This window comes from Micromonospora sp. WMMA2032 (genome assembly GCF_002688545.1).
GTDB classification, from domain to species: Bacteria; Actinomycetota; Actinomycetes; order Mycobacteriales; family Micromonosporaceae; genus Micromonospora; species Micromonospora sediminicola.
The window spans coordinates 5,827,742-5,844,766 of sequence record NZ_CP024052.1 but is presented as its reverse complement, the minus strand read 5'-3'; the positions used below and the strand labels follow the sequence as shown (position 1 = coordinate 5,844,766).

Here is a 17,025-nt window from a genome sequence, read left to right as displayed (position 1 = left end):
ATATGACCAGCAGTCATATCGCTCTCCGGGGCATGTGGCTCCGGGCCGCCGCCGCAGGTGTCGATCGCGACCGATGCGGGCACCACCGTCGGATGGCGGAGGGGCGGGGGGCCGGCGTGGAGCCGGTGGTGCTGTTCGCGTCGCGGTGGTGGCCGGCGGTGCTCGTCCCGCTCGGGATCCTGGCGACGACGATCGCGATCGGCTTCCGGCTGCACACCGCTTCGGTGCTCACCTGGAGCGGACTGACGGCGGCCACCGTGGTCGCGGCGTGGTACCAGCGCGACGGGGCGCTGCTCGCCGACGACCTAGGACTGCTGGTCCGGCACCGGGGACAGGTCATCCGCAGCTACCGGTGGTCCGAGATCCGCGAGGCCGGGATCGCCCGGCCCGGCTTCGCCCGGCTCGCGCTCGCCGTGTTCCCGGAGGGCGGTCCGTGGGACGTGCCAGGGCCGAACAACGCGGTCATGGTCGGGCGGGTCTGGCAGTTGCGGGCGCCGGACCCGGAGACACGGGACCGGGTGGAGGCGCTTCTGCGCTCCCACGGCGTCCGGATCAGTGACCCGTCGGGGCGGCCCGACGGCTCTCGTAAGAGCTGATGCGGTCACCGGCCCTTACGAGAGCCAGCGGGGGCACGGTCGGATCGGCCGCGAGGATGTCCCGAGCCCTTACGGGAGATCGGGGCGGACGATGAGTGTCACGTCGCTGCTGGTGGCGATCGCCAGGGTGCGGCCGGACGGGGAGAAGCCGGCGGCGCGCAGTTCGGAGTAGTCGGCATGGAGGACGTGCCACCAGGACGTGCCCGGTGGGCCCTTGCAGGCACCGCCGTCGGCGGACAGCAGGACGCGATGGTTCGGCCACTCGGGCGCCACCACGTCGACGGTCCACCCGTCGCCGGTCGTGGCGTGCAGGCCGCCGCCGAACAACCCGGCGACGCGTACCCGCGTTCCCACCAGCACGCCGATGCCCGGACAGGCCAGGTCCGGCCCGGACGGTGACGCGTCGTCGGGGTCGGGGTCACGGTCCCGGGCGATCGTCGCACCCGTTGTCGCGTCGATCAGGCCGAAGCCGTCCATCGAGACGACCATCAGCAGATCGACGCCGGTCTGCGGGTGGACACCGAAGCCGACGCCCTGCAGCCCGCCCACCGGTATGCACCGGCGCGTCCGGTCGAGGTGTCGCCATGGCTCCGGCGGCGCGACGACCGGAGCGGCGAGAAACCTCGCCCGCAGCCGCTGTTGGTGGTCCGAGAGCATCCCGTTGTCCTCCGATGCCGGCGGAACCAACTGGCGCCCCGGCCTCGCCGGCAGGCCCTTGGGAAAATCGACAGGCGGCCCTTCATGACCGCCACTGCTGCCACCGTCCGCCGGTGGTGTGTGGTGGGCGCGGCAGGTTTCGAACCTGCGACCCCTCGCTTGTAAGGCGAGTGCTCTCCCACTGAGCTACGCGCCCGGAACGCCCGAACGGCGGGCCGGAGCGGCAAGCTTACCTGCCGGCCTCCGGCCCGGTCGAACGACGTGCCCGGGGTGGATCAGGCGGCGACGGCCTCGGCCAGCGCCTTGCGCCAGCCCTGCTGGTCGCGCGCCTCGCCGGGCATGTTCATCTCGGCGAACCGGACCACGCCGGCCTTGTCGATGACGAACGTGCCCCGGTTGGCGATGCCGGCGACCTCGTTGAACACGCCGTACGCCTGGGCGACCGCGCCGTGCGGCCAGAAGTCGGCCAGCAGCGGGAACTGGTAGCCCTCCCGGTCGGCCCAGATCTTGTGGGCGTAGACCGAGTCGACGCTGACGGTCAGCACCTGGACGTCGTCGTTCACGTACTCGTTGAGGTTGTCCCGCACCTCGCACAGCTCGCCCTGGCAGATGCCGGTGAAGGCGAGCGGGTAGAAGACCAGCAGCACGGTCTTGCGACCGCGGAGGTCGGAGAGCCGGACCTCCTGGTTGTTCTGGTCCTTGAGCAGGAAGTCCGGCGCCTCGGCGCCAACCTCGATGGGCATGCGCGCTCCCTCGGGATCGGGTCTGGAAATGATCAGGGAGACCCTACTTCTTGCTCTTCGACCCGCGCCGCAGCACGAGGCGGGCACCGCTCCAGTCGCGGCCGGCGTTGATGGTGGAGGTCTGCTGGAGGCCGGCGGTCTGCGCGCTCTCCGCGACCTCGCTCGGCTCGACGTGGCCGTCCCGGCCCGCCTTGGGCGTCAGGAGCCAGACCACCCCGTTGTCCGCCAGCGGCCCGAGGGCGTCGACGAGCAGCTCGAAGAGGTCACCGTCGCCGTCGCGGTGCCAGACCAGAACCGCGTCGACCACCTCGTCGGTGTCCTCGTCGACAAGCTCTCCACAGCGGTCGGTCAGGGCGTCCCGGAGATCGGTGTCGACGTCGTCGTCGTAGCCCATCTCCATGACGACCATGCCCGGTTCGATCCCGAACCGGTCCGCCAGGCTGCGTACCCCGTCGGCGGCCTGACCAGCGGTCGCGCTCACTGTCGCGTGCCTCCTCATCTCATGCCTGCTCGTGGCGTCGTGCGACGCCGTCGCGCCCAGTCCACACAGTTGCGGCTCGCCGCGCAAGTGGCGCACCGGGTGGAACGGAATTTACCGTGCCAGCAGCGTACGGGCACCCTGGGTGATGGCCTCCTCCGAGACCAGAACCTGACGGGCAGCCGGACCTAATGGTACAAACGAGTCAAGTGCCGCCACCCGGCGCGCCGCCCCCACGTACCCGGTGTCGACCAGCGCGGCCAGCACCCCCTCGCCCACCCCGCCGGAGCGCCGCGTCTCGTCCACCACCAGCACCCGGCCGGTCGCGGAGGCCTCCCGGATGATGTCCGCCACCGGCAGCGGGGCGAGCCAGCGCAGGTCCACCACCCGGGTGCCGATCCCCTCGTCGGCCAGCCTGGCCGCGGCGCGCAGCGACATCCGCACGCCGTTACCGAAGGTGATGACGGTGAGGTCCTCGGCCGAGCCGACCCCGTACACCCGGGCCCGGCCGACCGGCACGTGCCGGCCGGCCCAGGCGCCCGGCTCGGCGTACTCGGCGGTCCACTCGCCGTCGCCCTCGGTGTAGAGGTCGCGGGCGTGGTAGAGCGCGATCGGCTCCAGGAAGACGCACACGCTGCCGTCCACCCGCGCCGCCGCCAGGCAGGTCCGCAGCATCGGCGCGGCGTCCTCCGGCCGGGCCGGCACCGCGATCACCAGCCCCGGCACGTCGCGCAGCACCGCCACCGAGTTGTCGTTGTGGAAGTGCCCGCCGAAGCCCTCCTGGTAGGCCAGGCCGGCGACCCGCACCACCATCGGGTTGCGGAACGCGCCCCGGGAGAAGAAGCGCATGCTGGCCGCCTCGCCCCGCAGCTGGTCCTCGGCGTTGTGCAGGTACGCCAGGTACTGGATCTCCGGCACCGGCAGCATGCCGGCCAGCCCGGCGCCCAGCCCGAGCCCGAGGATCGAGGTCTCGTCGAGCAGCGTGTCGAACACCCGGGCCGCGCCGAACCGGTCCCGCAGCCCCTTGGTGACCCCGTACACCCCGCCCTTGACGGCGACGTCCTCGCCGAAGACGGCCATCCCGGGGTCGTCGAGCAGGCCGTCGGCCAACGCCGCGTTGATGCTCTGCGCCAGCGTCAGTGGCCCGGTCAGCTCCGGCGGCTTGCCGCCGAACGCCTCCGCGCGGGCGGCGGCGCCCGGACCCACCGCCCGGGCCGCCGCCTCGGCGACCGCCCGGGACACCCGCGCCGGCCGGCGCGGCGCCAACTCCGCCACCACCTCGACCGGGGAGGCCAGCTTCGGCTCGTCGAGCACCTCCTCGGCGATCCGGCGCAGCTGCCAGCCCCGCTCGTCGTACCGGGCGAGCAGGTCCCCGCCGCCGGCGTACCCGGCCTCCACCAGCCGCCGCGCGGTGGCCAGCAGCGGGTCCCGGGCCGCGTCGGCGGCGATCTCGGCGGGACTCCGGTACGCGGTCTCCGCGTCCGCGCCGGCGTGGCCCATCAACCGGACCGTGTCCAGGTGCAGCACGGCGGGCCGGCGGTGCCGGCGCACCCAGTCCGCCGCCTCGGCCGCCACCCGGTGGCTCTCCACCACGTCCGTCCCGTCGGCGGCGAAGTAGCGGATGCCGGGCCGGGACCGCAGCGTGGCCGCCACCCATCCCTCGGGCGAGCGCACGCTGATGCCGAGCCCGTTGTCCTCGCACACGAACAGGACCGGGACCCGCAGGTCGGAGTGGTCGTACCAGCCGGCGGTGTTGAACGCGGCGGTGGCGCTGGCGTGGTTGACCGAGGCGTCGCCGAACGAGCAGACCACCACCGCGTCCGCCGGCCAGGACGTCGCCTCCGGCTCGCCGTCGGCGCGCGGGCCGCCCCGGCGCGGCCGCTCCAGCGCCAGTGCCAGGCCGACCGCCCGGGGCAGGTGCGAGGCGATGGTGGAGGTGGTCGGCACGACCGCGAGGTCGGCCCGACCGAAGACCTTGTGCCGGCCGCCGGCGATCGGCTCCGCGGCCGAGGCGGCCATTCCGCGCAGCACGTCGCGCGCCGCGTCCGCGTAGGCGTCGTCGGGGGCCGGCGGGGGCAGATCGGGTACGTCGGCGGTCGCGTCGCCGTCCGCGTCCACGGTCACGCCGCCCCTCGCGTCACCACCCCCGGCCGGCGTCACGCCGACCGTCGCGTCGCCGTCCGCGTCCACGGTCACGCCGGCTCCGGGCGGGAGCCGCACCGCCTCGGCCGACGGTTCGCTCCCCTCGGCACCCGGCCGACCGCCCCGCTCACCCCGCAGACGGGTTCCGACCGCCGGATCCGGATCGTGGAGGGACGTGGCCCCCAGGGAGGCACTGTCGTTCCCAGATCTGGACATTTCCCGCGATTCGGGAAGCTCATCCCGGGAACCGGGAGACGTGGAGTCGGGCGAGCCGTCGGGGAGGGGCGCCGCCGAATCGTCGGACGGCGGTGCGTCGGGGAGCGGGGGCGGCGGGCCGGGCGGGAAGTCGCCGGCCGCCTGGGCGGCCCGCAGGCAGTAGAACGCGCCGGACCGGTAGTGCAGCAGTGCCGGGTCGGTCGGCCGGAGCGCGGCGGCGACCGCGGCGTTGCCCTCGTGACCCGCAGAACCGATCGTGTAGTACCCCTCGCCGAAGCCGCGCAGCCAGCGCCCGGCCAGGTCGAGCAGCCGGCTGGTGAGCTGCGCGTCGAACAGGGCCAACAGCTGGGCCCCGGTCAGCGGCCCGCCGTCCGGCAGCGGCTCGGCCAGGTCACGCCGCCGCTCCGGCGCGCCGAGCGCGGCCAGGTCGGTGCGGAGCCGGTCGTCGAGATCGTGCGGGGTGGTCACGTCGGACAGCATTACCGACTCCGGGCCGCCGCGCCCAGTCGGACACGTTCCGCCCGGTGTGGCTCAGACCTCGCCGCACTCCTCGGGGCAGCCGCCGTCGGAGACCTTCCAGACCAGCTCGCGCAGGGCGGCCAGCTCGGCGGTGGTCAGCCCGTCGAGGAGTCGGGAGTCCGACATCACCCGCCCCACCCGCTCGCGGACCTCGCGTCCGTGCCCGGTGACCACCAGCGTCTTCTGCCGCCGGTCGGCGGGGTCGACCCGCCGCTCGACCAGCCCGGCCTGCTCCAGCCGGTCGGCCAGACCGGTGACGTTGGACCGGTCGCAGCCCAACTGCTCGGCGAGGTCGCGGGCCGGCAGCGGATGGTCCGGGTCCAGCTCGTGCAGGGCCCGGGCGGCCGCCGGGGTGAGCCCCAGCGCGGCGACCGCCTCGTCCTGGTGGTGCCGCAGCGCGGCGGCGACGTGCAGGATCCGGCGCACCGTGTCCCCGGCCAGGCCGGGTCGATCGTCGGGGGACGGCGACTCCATGCCCCGATCGTACGTGACCGATCAACAATTGACATGCTCCACTATATGTTCCGGCGCGACCGGTCGGGCCGGCCGGAGCGCCCGCCGGGCGGCCACCGCGCCGGCCAGCAGCAACCCGGCGGTGACGACCGCCGGCGGCAGGGCCAGCGCGGCCCCCCGCAGGGCGGCCGCGGTCAGCGCCAGGTGGACGCCGCCGACCACGGTCACCCCGAGCACGGCGGCGAGCAGCGTGCCGGTGGAGACGAGCGCGGACAGGGCGGCCGCCGCGCCCGCCGGCACCGCGTCGGTGAGCCGGGTGACCAGCGGGCTGAACGCCGCCGCGTGCGCTGCGCCGCCGAGCAGCAGCAACGCGCCGCCGGCCACCCAGGGCCAGCCCCGGGCGGAGAGCGCGGCGAGGAGCACCGCCACCGCGGCCAGCACCGGCGGCCCGGCCACCGGCAGGACCGCGCGGGTCGCCTCCGGCAGTCGTGCGACCGCCAGACCGCACAGGGCGAAACCCGCGGCGTACGGGAGGAACGCCAGCCCGGCGGCGAGCGGGCTGAGGCCCAGCGCGTCCTGCGCCCGCACTGTGAACACGAACAGGAAGCCCGCGTAGCAGCCCATCACCACGCAGCAGGCGAGCAGTCCGGCCGGGACGCCGGGATGGCGCAGCACCGTCACGTCCAGCAGCGGGGCGTCGCCCCGACGGGCCCGCCTCCGCTCGTACCCGAGGAAGAGCCGCAGCCCGACGGCGCCGGCGGCGACCGCGGCGACGCGGATCCCGATGGGCGTGTCCAGCACCAGCGGCAGCACGAGGGTGAGCATCGCCGCGGCCAGCAGCGCCGCGCCGGTCAGGTCGAGCGGCTCCCGCCGGGGCGGCGCGGCCGGTGGCCCGGCCAGCACCCGCCGGCCGACGATCTGGAGAGCCACCCCGACCGGCACGTTGACCAGGAACGCCAGCCGCCAGGTGAGGCCGCCGAGGTCGAGCGTGACGAGGAGCCCGCCGAGGACCTGACCGGCGGCGACGCCGAGAGCGAGCACCATCGAGTACGCCCCGATCGCGCGCGCCCGGGCCGCGTCCGGCAGCGCGGCCCGGATCAGCGCGAGCACCTGCGGCACCATCAGCGCGCCCGCCGCGCCCTGGGCCACCCGGGCGAGCACCAGCGTGACCGGCGTCGGGGCCAGGCCGCAGGCCAGCGAGGCGAGCGTGAAGCCGGCCAGGCCGAACAGGAAGACCCGGGGGCCGCCGTGCCGGGCGCCGAGGCGGGCGCCGACCACCACCAGCACGGCGAAGGTGAGCGTGTAGCCGGCCAGCACGAGCTGCTGGACGGCGGCGGAGCCACCCAGGTCGGCCCGGATCGCCGGCGCGGCCACGGCCGTGATCGAGGTGTCCATGGAGGCCATCGCCTGCCCGGTGAGCAGCACCACGAGCAGGGCGGCGGGTCGGCGGTGCGAAGTGGTCACGCCGGCCACCCTGCCGGGCCGGCCGTCCCCGGTCTTGTCGATCCTTGCGGGGCGTTTCCGTCGTCGCGGCGGCCTACGCTGACCCGCATGCGTACCGCCACCCGGCTGCTGGCCCGACCGGACTTCCGGGTCACCGTGGTGCGCTGCCGGGACGACCACCGCGGCTGGTCCACGCCCGAGCCGGCCGACGCGTACGGCCTGGTGCTGGCCCGGCGGGGCGCCTTCCGGCGGGCCGGTCGCCACGGGGCCACGTGGGTCGGGTCGACGGTGGCCTACCTGACGGTCCCGGGCGAGGAGGAGCGGTTCGCGCACCCGGCCGGCGGCGACGAGTGCACGTCGGTGCACCTGTCGGAGCGGCTGTGGCGGGAGCTGTTCGACGACCGGCCGGCGCCGGGCACGGTGCACGTCGACGGCCGACTGGACCTGGCCCACCGGCTCCTGCTGCGGGACGCCGCCGATCCCGACCACGCCGCCGCCGAGCGGCTGGTACGGCTGGTCGGGCGTGCCGTCACGCCGGTCGCCGGCGGCGGCGGGCCGGGCCGGCGGCTGGTGGAGCGGGCCCGGGCGGCGCTGCACGACGACGCCCCGGAGGCCGCCGGGCTGCTCCCGCTGGCCCGGGCGCTCGACGTGTCGCCCTACCGGCTCAGCCGCGAGTTCCAGGCCCGCACCGGGGTGCCGCTCACCCGCTACCGCAACCGGCTGCGCGTCGCCCGGGCGCTGGACCGGATCGAGCAGGGGGACGTACGCCTGGCCGACCTCGCCGGCGAGCTGGGCTTCAGCGACCAGGCGCACCTGACCCGCACGGTCCGTGCCCACCTCGGCCACACGCCGGGCGAGCTGCGCCGGCTGCTCGGCTGACGTCGTCGCCTTTCGTCCGCCGGCCGCTGTTCGACGGAAAGTGCCGTGCGGTCGCCTCGGTGTCACCTGACGGCCATCGGCGCTCGCGAGGCTGCCCGGAGTCGACGAACCGGACTCCGGGGAGGAAACCGTGGCACTGTCCCGACGTACCATCCTGCTCAGCGGCGCGGCGCTCGGCGCCGCCGGCGCGGCAGCCGGCCTGCCGGTCGCGGCCGCCGCGTCGCCCGGCCCGCTGCGCCGCGACCCGTTCACGCTCGGGGTGGCCTCCGGCGACCCCGACCACGACGGCTTCGTGCTCTGGACCCGGCTCGCGCCGGAGCCGCTGGCCGAGGACGGCCTGGGCGGCGTGCCGTCCCGGGTGGTGCCGGTGTCCTTCGAGGTGGCCGCCGACGAGCGCTTCCGGCACGTCGTGCGGCGCGGCGTCCGGTTGGCCCGGCCGGAGTCGGCGCACAGCGTGCACGTCGAGCTGGACGGACTGCTCCCCGGGCGGGAGTACTTCTACCGGTTCCGGGCCGAGCGCTGGCTCTCCCCGGTCGGCCGCACCCGCACCGCCCCGGCGCCGTGGCTGATGCCGTCCGCGCTGGCCATGTGCTTCGTCTCCTGCTCGCAGTACGAGCACGGCTACTTCACCGCCTACCGCCGGCTGGCCGAGACCGAGCCGGAGCTGATCCTGCACCTCGGCGACTACCAGTACGAGTACGCCAAGGACACCTACACCGTGCCCGGCGGCAACGCGCGCGACCACGAGGGCCCGGAGACCCGGACGCTGGCGAACTACCGGCAGCGGCACGCCCAGTACAAGACCGACACCGACCTGCAGGCGGCGCACGCGGTCGCGCCCTGGGTGGTGGTCTTCGACGACCACGAGGTGGAGAACAACTGGGCCGACGAGGTGCCCGAGGCGCCCGACCCGGACTTCCTCACCCGGCGGGCGGCGGCGTTCCAGGCGTACTACGAGAACATGCCGCTGCGCCGCACCTCGATCCCACGCGGCATCGACATGCAGCTCTACCGGCGGGTGCGCTGGGGCCGGCTGGCCACGTTCCACATGCTCGACACCCGGCAGTACCGGGACGACCAGGCGTGCGGCGACGGCTACAAGGACTGCGCGGCGGCGTCCGACCCGGCCCGGTCGATCACCGGCGCCGCGCAGGAGGCGTGGCTGCTGGACGGTTTCCGCCGCTCCGAGGCCCGCTGGGACCTGCTCGGCCAGCAGGTCTTCTTCGCCCAGCGGGACAACAACGCCGGGCCGATGACGGTCACCAGCATGGACGCCTGGGACGGGTACGTCGCCTCGCGGGACCGGATCACCCGGGGCTGGGTGGCCGCCGGGGTGCGCAACCCGGTGGTGCTCACCGGCGACGTGCACGCCCACTGGGCGAGCGACCTGAAGCTGGACTACGCGGACCCGACGTCGCGCACGGTCGGCAGCGAGCTGGTCTGCTCCTCGATCACCTCGACCGGGGACGGCGCGGACTCGCCCACCGGCTCGCACCCGTGGCTGGCGTTCAACCCGCACCTGCGCTTCCAGAACAACCTGCGCGGGTACGTCCGCACCACGATCACCCCGAAGGACCTGACCGCGAACTTCGACGTGCTCCCGTACGTGAGCCGGCCGGACGCGCCGGCGTACACCCGGGCCACGTTCGTGGTCGAGGACCGGGTCCCCGGGTTGAACCTGACGTACGACCGGCCGCCGGCCGCGGCGCGGACCGTCGCTCCCGGGGCGGACCAGGGCCGGCAGACGGTGGAGGCGGAGACCGTCCGGCCGTGACCGGCGGAGGCCGGGGCGGGTGCGACGCGCCCGGCCCGGCCGCTCAGCCGGCGAGGAACGAGAAGCGCACCTGGCGGTCCGGGTTGTCGCCGTTCGGGTCGACCAGGCAGATCGACTGCCAGGTGCCGAGCTGGAGCCGCCCGTCGAGCACCGGCAGCGTCGCGTACGGCGGCACGAACGCCGGGAGCACGTGGTCGCGGCCGTGCCCGGGTGAGCCGTGCCGGTGCCGCCACCGGTCGTCGGTGGGGAGCAGGTCGTCGAGCGCACGGAGCAGGTCGTCGTCCGACCCGGCGCCGGTCTCGATGATCGCCAGCCCGGCCGTGGCGTGCGGCACGAAGACGTGCAGCAACCCGTCGCCGGCCCCGGCGACGAACCGCTCGGCCTCGGCCGTGATGTCCCGGACGGTCGGCCGGGACCCGGTCCGGACGCTGATCACCTCACTGCGCATACGGCGCATTCTGCCGCAGCGGCTCAGTTCCCGCCGCCACCAGCGCCACCGCAGTCGCCGCCACCGCCACCGTCGCCGGAGCCGTAGCTGGGCATCTCCCCACTCGTGCCGTGCGGGCCGGGTGGGACGTAGTCGAAGGCGTTGCCCCCGCCCGCCGCCTCCCGGTAGCCGGACCGGAAGCGGCGCTGGTGCCGGAGTTCACCGACGCCGCCGAGGACCAGCAGCACGCCACCGCCCAGGACGAAGATCCATTCCGGCCCCCACTCCGGGGTACGCGCGATCTCCCGTGCCAACCCCACCGCGGCGACGAGCGCCACGAGCACCCCCAGCGCCGTCATCACGCCGCCGACCAGAACCGGATCCCGCCGCATGCCGGCAGGGTAGCCGTGGACCGCCACGCGCGACCCGGCTAGCGCATCCGGTGATCGCACAAAGTTACTGGTGGGTACCTGTGTTCAGCGTCGCGTCTGGGGGAGGGAGACGTGACGACGAGCGCCACGAGGGGGCAGGATGGCGCTAGAGACCTATCCCACACAGAACCGAGGGAACGCCTGTGGCTACGGAACGCAAGCGCCCGGTGATCACCGCTGGTCTGCCGAGCCAGCTTCCGGACATCGACCCTGAAGAGACCAGCGAATGGGTCGAGTCGCTCGACGGTGTCATCGACGAGCGCGGAACCAAGCGCGCCCGGTACGTCATGCTGCGCCTGCTGGAGCGGGCCCGCGAGCGCCAGGTCGGGGTGCCGTCCCTGACCACCACCGACTACATCAACACGATCGCGCCGGAGCGGGAGCCGTGGTTCCCGGGTGACGAGCACATCGAGCGGCGGCTGCGGGCGTACATCCGCTGGAACGCCGCCATGCTGGTGCACCGGGCGCAGCGGCCGGAGATCGGCGTCGGCGGCCACATCTCCACGTTCGCCAGCTCCGCGTCGCTCTACGAGGTGGGCTTCAACCACTTCTTCCGGGGCAAGAACCACCCGGGCGGTGGTGACCAGATCTTCTACCAGGGTCACGCCTCCCCCGGCATGTACGCGCGGGCGTTCCTGGAGGGCCGGCTCAGCGAGAGCCAGCTCGACGGCTTCCGGCAGGAGCTGTCGCACCCCGGCGGCGGGCTGCCGTCGTACCCGCACCCGCGGCTGATGCCGGACTTCTGGGAGTTCCCCACCGTGTCCATGGGCCTCGGCCCGCTCAACGCGATCTACCAGGCGCGGTTCAACCGCTACCTGCACCACCGCGGCATCAAGGACACCTCCCAGCAGCACGTCTGGGCGTTCCTCGGCGACGGTGAGATGGACGAGGTCGAGTCGCTCGGCGCGATCGGCGTGGCCGCCCGCGAGGAGCTGGACAACCTCACCTTCGTGATCAACTGCAACCTCCAGCGCCTGGACGGACCGGTCCGCGGCAACGGCAAGGTCATGCAGGAGCTGGAGGCGTTCTTCCGGGGCGCCGGCTGGAACGTCATCAAGGTCGTCTGGGGCCGCGAGTGGGACCCGCTGCTCGCGGCGGACACCGACGGCGCGCTGGTCAACCTGATGAACACCACGCCCGACGGTGACTACCAGACCTACAAGGCGGAGTCCGGGGCGTACGTCCGGGAGCACTTCTTCGGCCGCGACCCGCGCACCCGCAAGATGGTCGAGCACCTCTCCGACGACGAGATCTGGAACCTCAAGCGGGGCGGTCACGACTACCGCAAGCTCTACGCGGCCTACAAGGCGGCGACGGAGCACACCGGCCAGCCGACGGTGATCCTCGCCAAGACGATCAAGGGCTGGACCCTGGGCTCGCACTTCGAGGGCCGCAACGCCACCCACCAGATGAAGAAGCTGACGCTGGAGGACCTGAAGCTCTTCCGCGACCGCCTCTACCTGGACATCCCGGACAAGCAGCTGGAGGAGAACCCCTACCTCCCGCCGTACTACACGCCGGGCGAGAAGTCGGACGAGATCGCGTACCTCAAGGACCGGCGGCAGCAGCTCGGCGGCTACCTGCCCACGCGCAACACCGCGCGCAAGACGCTGGCCGTCCCGGGCAGCGAGCGGTTCTCCGACGTCAAGCGCGGGTCGGGCAAGCAGAAGGTCGCCACCACGATGGCGTTCGTCCGCCTGCTCAAGGACATCATGAAGGACAAGGAGTTCGGCAAGCGCTGGGTGCCGATCATCCCGGACGAGGCCCGCACCTTCGGTATGGACTCGCTCTTCCCGACCCAGAAGATCTACTCGCCGCACGGCCAGCGCTACACCTCGGTGGACCGGGAGCTGTTCCTGTCCTACAAGGAGTCGACCACCGGGCAGATCCTGCACGAGGGCATCAACGAGGCCGGTTCGGTCGCCTCGTTCACCGCCGCCGGCACGGCGTACGCCACGCACGGCGAGCCGATGATCCCGCTGTACATCTTCTACTCGATGTTCGGCTTCCAGCGCACCGGCGACGGGTTCTGGGCGGCGGCGGACCAGATGGCGCGGGGCTTCGTGCTCGGCGCCACCGCCGGCCGGACCACGCTCAACGGTGAGGGCCTCCAGCACGAGGACGGCCACTCGCTGCTGCTCGCCGCCACCAACCCGGCGGTGGTCTCCTACGACGCGGCGTTCGCCTTCGAGCTGGCGCACATCATGGAGAACGGCCTGCACCGGATGTACGGCGAGGAGCAGGAGAACGTCTTCTACTACCTCACCGTCTACAACGAGCCGATCTTCCAGCCGGCCGAGCCGGAGGGCGTGGACGTCGAGGGCATCCTCAAGGGCATCTACCGCTACTCGCCGGCGCCGCAGGTCGGTGACGACGCGCCGAAGGCGAACATCCTCGCCTCCGGCACCGGCATGCAGTGGGCGCTCAAGGCCCAGCAGCTGCTCGCCGAGGACTGGGGCGTGTCCGCCGACGTGTGGTCGGTGACGTCCTGGACCGAGCTGCGCCGCGACGCGGTGCAGTGCGAGGAGCACAACCTGCTCAACCCGGGCGAGGAGCAGCGGGTGCCGTACATCGCGCGGAAGCTGGCCGACGCCGACGGCCCGAAGGTCGCGGTCAGCGACTGGATGCGCGCGGTGCCGGACCTGATCTCCCGCTGGGTGCCCGGTGACTACACCTCGCTCGGCACCGACGGCTTCGGCATGTCGGACACCCGGCACGCGCTGCGCCGCCACTTCCACGTCGACGCCGAGTCGATCGCGGTCGCCACGCTGCGCCAGCTCGCCCTGCGCGGCACGGTGCCGGCCCACGTGCCGGCCGACGCCGCCCGCAAGTACGCGCTGGACGACGTCACCGCCGCCCCGGTCGGCGAGACCGGCGGCGACAGCTGAAAGGAAGGGCCCCTTCTTAACGCCTCCGGTAGAGAAGGGGCCCCTTCTTAACACTTCGGGTACAGACGACGATGGTCCGGCGTCCCTGGCGGGGACGCCGGACCATCACCATCGCGGGCGACGCCGGGACGGGCTCGGTCAGCCGACGGCGGCCAGGTCGGTCAGCCGGGCCAGCGAGTCCTCCAGGTCGGCGCCGACCCGGCGCAGGCCGAGCCGCAGCAGGGCGGCCTTGACGGGGCCGGCGGGCCACCGCACGACGATCAGTCGTACGACGGTGCCACCGTCCTCCTCGTCCGCGGTCAGCTGGACGTAGATCTCGGTGCGCGCCTCGGCCCGGGCGCCCGCGCCCTTGGCCCGTTCGCGCCAGCCGATCAGGGTCGGCTCCTGGTAGGCGATCACCTCGGCCTCGTGCGCGGAGCCGCGTCCGGCCTGGACCAGTTGTCGCCGGCCGAATCCCTCCCCCGACAGGACCTCGGCCGCGCGGACCCCCGCCAGCCAGGCCGGCAGCTGCTCGGCCCGCTGCACGACGTCCCAGACCACTTCCACCGGCGCCGCCACGTGTGCGCTGCGTTCCACGAGGATCATGAGTATCTTTCCCCCACTTAAATCACATCCGCGATATTCGGCACTCTATGTGTAAATCGGACTTAAGCGGACGAGTTTGGAGAAGACACGCCGGAAACCCTTGTGCCGTCGACGCTTTCCGGCCTATGGCGCGGCGGTCGTCCGAGCCCTAGAGTCGCGAACACGCTTCACGTCTCGGGAGGGTGACTTGACGACCGCGCCGATGCCCGACTTCCCCGCCGGCTTCCGCTGGGGGGTGTCCACCTCCGCGTACCAGATCGAGGGGGCGACCACCGTCGACGGTCGCGGGCCGTCCATCTGGGACACGTTCGCCCGCGAGCCCGGCCGGATCGTCGACGGCACCACCGGCGACGAGGCGTGCGACCACCACCACCGGTACGCCGAGGACACCGCGCTGCTGGCCGGGCTGGGGGTGTCCGCGTACCGGTTCTCGATCTCCTGGCCCCGGATCCAGCCCACCGGCGCCGGTCCGGCCCTGACGGCCGGGCTGGACTTCTACGACCGGCTGGTGGACGGTCTGCTCGCAGCCGGCGTGGACCCGGTCGCCACGCTCTTCCACTGGGACCTGCCGCAGGCGCTGGAGGACGCCGGCGGCTGGCTGAACCGGGACACCGCCGCCCGCTTCGCCGAGTACGCCGACGTGACCGCGGCCCGCCTCGGCGACCGGGTGAAGCTCTGGATCACGCTCAACGAGCCATTCATCCACATGAGCCTCGGCCACGGCATGGGCGTGCACGCGCCGGGCCGGGTGCTGCTCTTCGACGCCTTCCCGGTCGCGCACCACCAGCTCCTCGGGCACGGTCTCGCGGTCGCCGCGCTGCGGGCCCGCACCGCGAGCCCGGTGGCGATCGCCAACAACTACTCGCCGGTGCGGCCGGCCGGGGACAGCGACGCCGACCGGGCCGCCGCCGCGGCGTACGACGCGCTGCACAACCGGCTCTTCACCGACCCGCTGCTCGGTCTCGGCTACCCCGACGCGCCCGGCGTCGACCCGACCGTGGTCCGCGACGGCGACCTGGACGTCATCGCCGCGCCGATCGACGTACTCGGCGTGAACTACTACAACCCGACGGGCATCCGCGCGCCCGAGGAAGGGTCGCCGCTGCCGTTCGAGATCGTGCTGCTGGACGGTTACCCGCGCACCGCGTTCGACTGGCCGGTCGCCCCGGACGGGCTGCGTGAGCTGCTGCTCCAGCTCCGGGACCGGTACGGCGACGCGCTGCCGGAGATCCAGGTCACCGAGAGCGGGTGCGCGTACGACGACGCGCCCGACGCCCAGGGCCGGGTGAACGACCCGGAGCGGATCGCCTACCTGGACGGGCACGTGCGCGCGGTGCACGAGGCGATCGGCGCGGGCGTGCCGGTGACCGGGTACTTCGTCTGGTCGCTGCTGGACAACTGGGAGTGGGCCGAGGGGTTCACCAAGCGCTTCGGCCTGGTGCACGTCGACTACCCGACCCAGCGGCGCACGCCGAAGTCGTCGTACGCCTGGTTCCGTGACCTGGTGCGGCGATGACCACGGTGAACCCGACGCCGGCCTCGCTGCCGGCGGCGCTCGCCGAGCCGACGGTGCCGGTCCGACGGAGCTGGATCGCGCTGATCTTCGCGGCCAACCTGGGCGTCTGGATGGCGTTCTTCACCCCGATCCAGGTTCTGCTGCCGCAGCAGGTGGAACGGATCGCGCCGGGCGACAAGGAGGCCATGCTGGCGGTGGTGACCGGGCTCGGCGCACTCGCCGCGGTGCTGGCCAACCCGCTCGCCGGCGCGTTGTCGGACCGTACCTCGCTGCGGCTGGCCAACCGGCACTTCGGCCGCCGGCACGTCTGGACCGCGACCGGCGCGGTGGTCGGCGCGGCCGCTCTGATGCTGCTGGCCCGTCAGGACAGCATCGCCGGGGTGGCGGTGGCCTGGGTGGCCGCGCAGGTCTGCTTCAACGCCATGCTGGCCAGCCTCACCGCCGCGATCCCGGACCGGGTGCCGGTGGCCCAGCGCGGCGGCGTCTCGGGCTGGGTGGGCATCCCGCAGGCGCTCGGCCTGGTGCTGGGCGCGGTGCTGGTCACCGCCGTGGTGACCGGAAACGCGGCCGGGTACGCGGCGATCGCGCTCGCCGTGCTGCTGCTGTCGCTGCCGTTCGCGCTGCTCACCCAGGACGACCCGCTGCCGCGGGAGCACCGGTCGCCGGTGCGGCTGCGCGCCCTGCTCGCCTCGATGTGGATCAGCCCGCGCCGCCACCCCGACTTCGCCTGGGCCTGGTTCACCCGCTTCCTGGTGCAGACCGGCAACGCGCTCGGCACGCTCTACCTGCTCTACTTCCTCACCGACGGGGTGCGGGTGACCGACCCCGAGGGCTCGCTGCTGGTGCTGATCCTGCTCTACACGCTGGGCATGATGCTCACCGCCGTGGTCGCCGGGCGACTCTCCGACCGCTCCGGCCGGCGTAAGGTCTTCGTGATCGTGTCGGGGCTGATCATGGCGGTGGCGGCGACGCTGCTCGCCGTCGCGCCGGTCTGGCCGATGGCGATCGTGGCCGCGCTCCTGCTCGGCGCGGGCTACGGCGTCTACCTGGCGGTGGACGCCGCGTTGATCACCCAGGTGCTGCCGGCCGCCACCGACCGGGCCAAGGACCTCGGCGTGATCAACATTGCCAACTCGGCGCCGCAGGTGCTCGGTCCGGCGCTGTCCGCACCGATCGTCGTGCACCTCGGCGGCTACCCGACGCTGTACGCGGTGACCGCAGCGGTCACCCTGCTCGGCAGCGCCCTGGTGGTGAAGATCAGGGCGGTGCCCTGACCGG

At 73.5% G+C, this 17,025-nt stretch carries 15 protein-coding genes and 1 tRNA gene; 6 read left to right on the top strand and 10 right to left on the bottom strand.

The window, feature by feature from the left end; all coding sequences use genetic code 11:
• Positions 1 to 92: 92 nt before the first annotated feature.
• Positions 93 to 596 carry a hypothetical protein gene (locus tag CO540_RS27230; protein WP_099164143.1) on the top strand — a complete coding sequence of 168 codons (504 nt, stop codon included), beginning with the start codon at positions 93 to 95 and terminating at the stop codon, positions 594 to 596.
• Between the two features lie 69 nt (positions 597 to 665).
• Here the strand turns inward: CO540_RS27230 and CO540_RS27225 are convergent, their stop codons facing one another.
• The 7 genes from CO540_RS27225 to CO540_RS27195 all read right to left on the bottom strand — a co-directional run bounded on the left by CO540_RS27225 (position 666) and on the right by CO540_RS27195 (position 7,268).
• Positions 666 to 1,145 carry a hypothetical protein gene (locus tag CO540_RS27225; RefSeq protein WP_099164142.1) on the bottom strand — a complete coding sequence of 160 codons (480 nt, stop codon included), beginning with the start codon at positions 1,143 to 1,145 and terminating at the stop codon, positions 666 to 668.
• Between the two features lie 229 nt (positions 1,146 to 1,374).
• Positions 1,375 to 1,449 (bottom strand) — tRNA-Val (locus CO540_RS27220).
• Between the two features lie 79 nt (positions 1,450 to 1,528).
• Positions 1,529 to 1,996, bottom strand: coding sequence for a peroxiredoxin (locus CO540_RS27215; RefSeq protein ID WP_091572632.1), 468 nt, complete (start codon positions 1,994 to 1,996; stop codon positions 1,529 to 1,531).
• 43 nt (positions 1,997 to 2,039) lie between these two features.
• Positions 2,040 to 2,477: a DUF3052 domain-containing protein gene (locus CO540_RS27210; protein ID WP_091572628.1), complete on the bottom strand. Its 438-nt coding sequence runs from the start codon at positions 2,475 to 2,477 to the stop codon at positions 2,040 to 2,042.
• 111 nt (positions 2,478 to 2,588) lie between these two features.
• Positions 2,589 to 5,312 (bottom strand): thiamine pyrophosphate-dependent enzyme, encoded by a 2,724-nt coding sequence (locus tag CO540_RS27205; RefSeq protein ID WP_099164141.1) that lies wholly within the window; start codon positions 5,310 to 5,312, stop codon positions 2,589 to 2,591.
• A gap of 51 nt (positions 5,313 to 5,363) precedes the next feature.
• The gene (locus CO540_RS27200; protein WP_099164140.1) at positions 5,364 to 5,825 is read right to left on the bottom strand and encodes a MarR family winged helix-turn-helix transcriptional regulator; all 462 of its coding nucleotides are present in this window, start codon (positions 5,823 to 5,825) and stop codon (positions 5,364 to 5,366) included.
• Between the two features lie 21 nt (positions 5,826 to 5,846).
• Complete coding sequence (locus tag CO540_RS27195) at positions 5,847 to 7,268, bottom strand: MFS transporter (RefSeq protein ID WP_157779184.1); 1,422 nt, start codon at positions 7,266 to 7,268, stop codon at positions 5,847 to 5,849.
• Between the two features lie 87 nt (positions 7,269 to 7,355).
• On the opposite strand from CO540_RS27195, the gene CO540_RS27190 reads away from it, so the two are divergent.
• Both CO540_RS27190 and CO540_RS27185 read left to right on the top strand, forming a co-directional pair.
• A complete protein-coding gene (locus tag CO540_RS27190; RefSeq protein ID WP_098746803.1) occupies positions 7,356 to 8,126 on the top strand; it encodes an AraC family transcriptional regulator in 771 nt (256 codons plus the stop codon).
• A 130-nt stretch (positions 8,127 to 8,256) separates the two neighbouring features.
• Positions 8,257 to 9,900 carry an alkaline phosphatase gene (locus CO540_RS27185; RefSeq protein ID WP_099164138.1) on the top strand — a complete coding sequence of 548 codons (1,644 nt, stop codon included), beginning with the start codon at positions 8,257 to 8,259 and terminating at the stop codon, positions 9,898 to 9,900.
• 43 nt (positions 9,901 to 9,943) lie between these two features.
• On the opposite strand, the gene CO540_RS27180 is transcribed toward CO540_RS27185, so the two are convergent.
• Entirely contained in the window at positions 9,944 to 10,348 is a 405-nt protein-coding gene (locus CO540_RS27180; RefSeq protein ID WP_172967946.1) for a YjbQ family protein, read from the bottom strand.
• Between the two features lie 23 nt (positions 10,349 to 10,371).
• Positions 10,372 to 10,719 (bottom strand): hypothetical protein, encoded by a 348-nt coding sequence (locus CO540_RS27175; protein ID WP_157779183.1) that lies wholly within the window; start codon positions 10,717 to 10,719, stop codon positions 10,372 to 10,374.
• Between the two features lie 182 nt (positions 10,720 to 10,901).
• Here CO540_RS27175 and aceE point away from each other — a divergent pair, with 182 nt between their 5' ends.
• Positions 10,902 to 13,646: a pyruvate dehydrogenase (acetyl-transferring), homodimeric type gene (aceE, locus tag CO540_RS27170; protein ID WP_099164136.1), complete on the top strand. Its 2,745-nt coding sequence runs from the start codon at positions 10,902 to 10,904 to the stop codon at positions 13,644 to 13,646.
• 138 nt (positions 13,647 to 13,784) lie between these two features.
• On the opposite strand, the gene CO540_RS27165 is transcribed toward aceE, so the two are convergent.
• On the bottom strand, positions 13,785 to 14,231 hold the full coding sequence (locus CO540_RS27165; RefSeq protein ID WP_091572600.1) for an SRPBCC domain-containing protein: 447 nt from the start codon (positions 14,229 to 14,231) through the stop codon (positions 13,785 to 13,787).
• Between the two features lie 202 nt (positions 14,232 to 14,433).
• On the opposite strand from CO540_RS27165, the gene CO540_RS27160 reads away from it, so the two are divergent.
• Entirely contained in the window at positions 14,434 to 15,747 is a 1,314-nt protein-coding gene (locus CO540_RS27160) for a GH1 family beta-glucosidase (protein WP_099164135.1), read from the top strand.
• The gene (locus tag CO540_RS27155; protein ID WP_099164134.1) at positions 15,744 to 17,021 is read left to right on the top strand and encodes an MFS transporter; all 1,278 of its coding nucleotides are present in this window, start codon (positions 15,744 to 15,746) and stop codon (positions 17,019 to 17,021) included. The genes CO540_RS27160 and CO540_RS27155 overlap by 4 nt, the downstream gene beginning before the upstream one ends.
• Positions 17,022 to 17,025 lie beyond the last annotated feature (4 nt).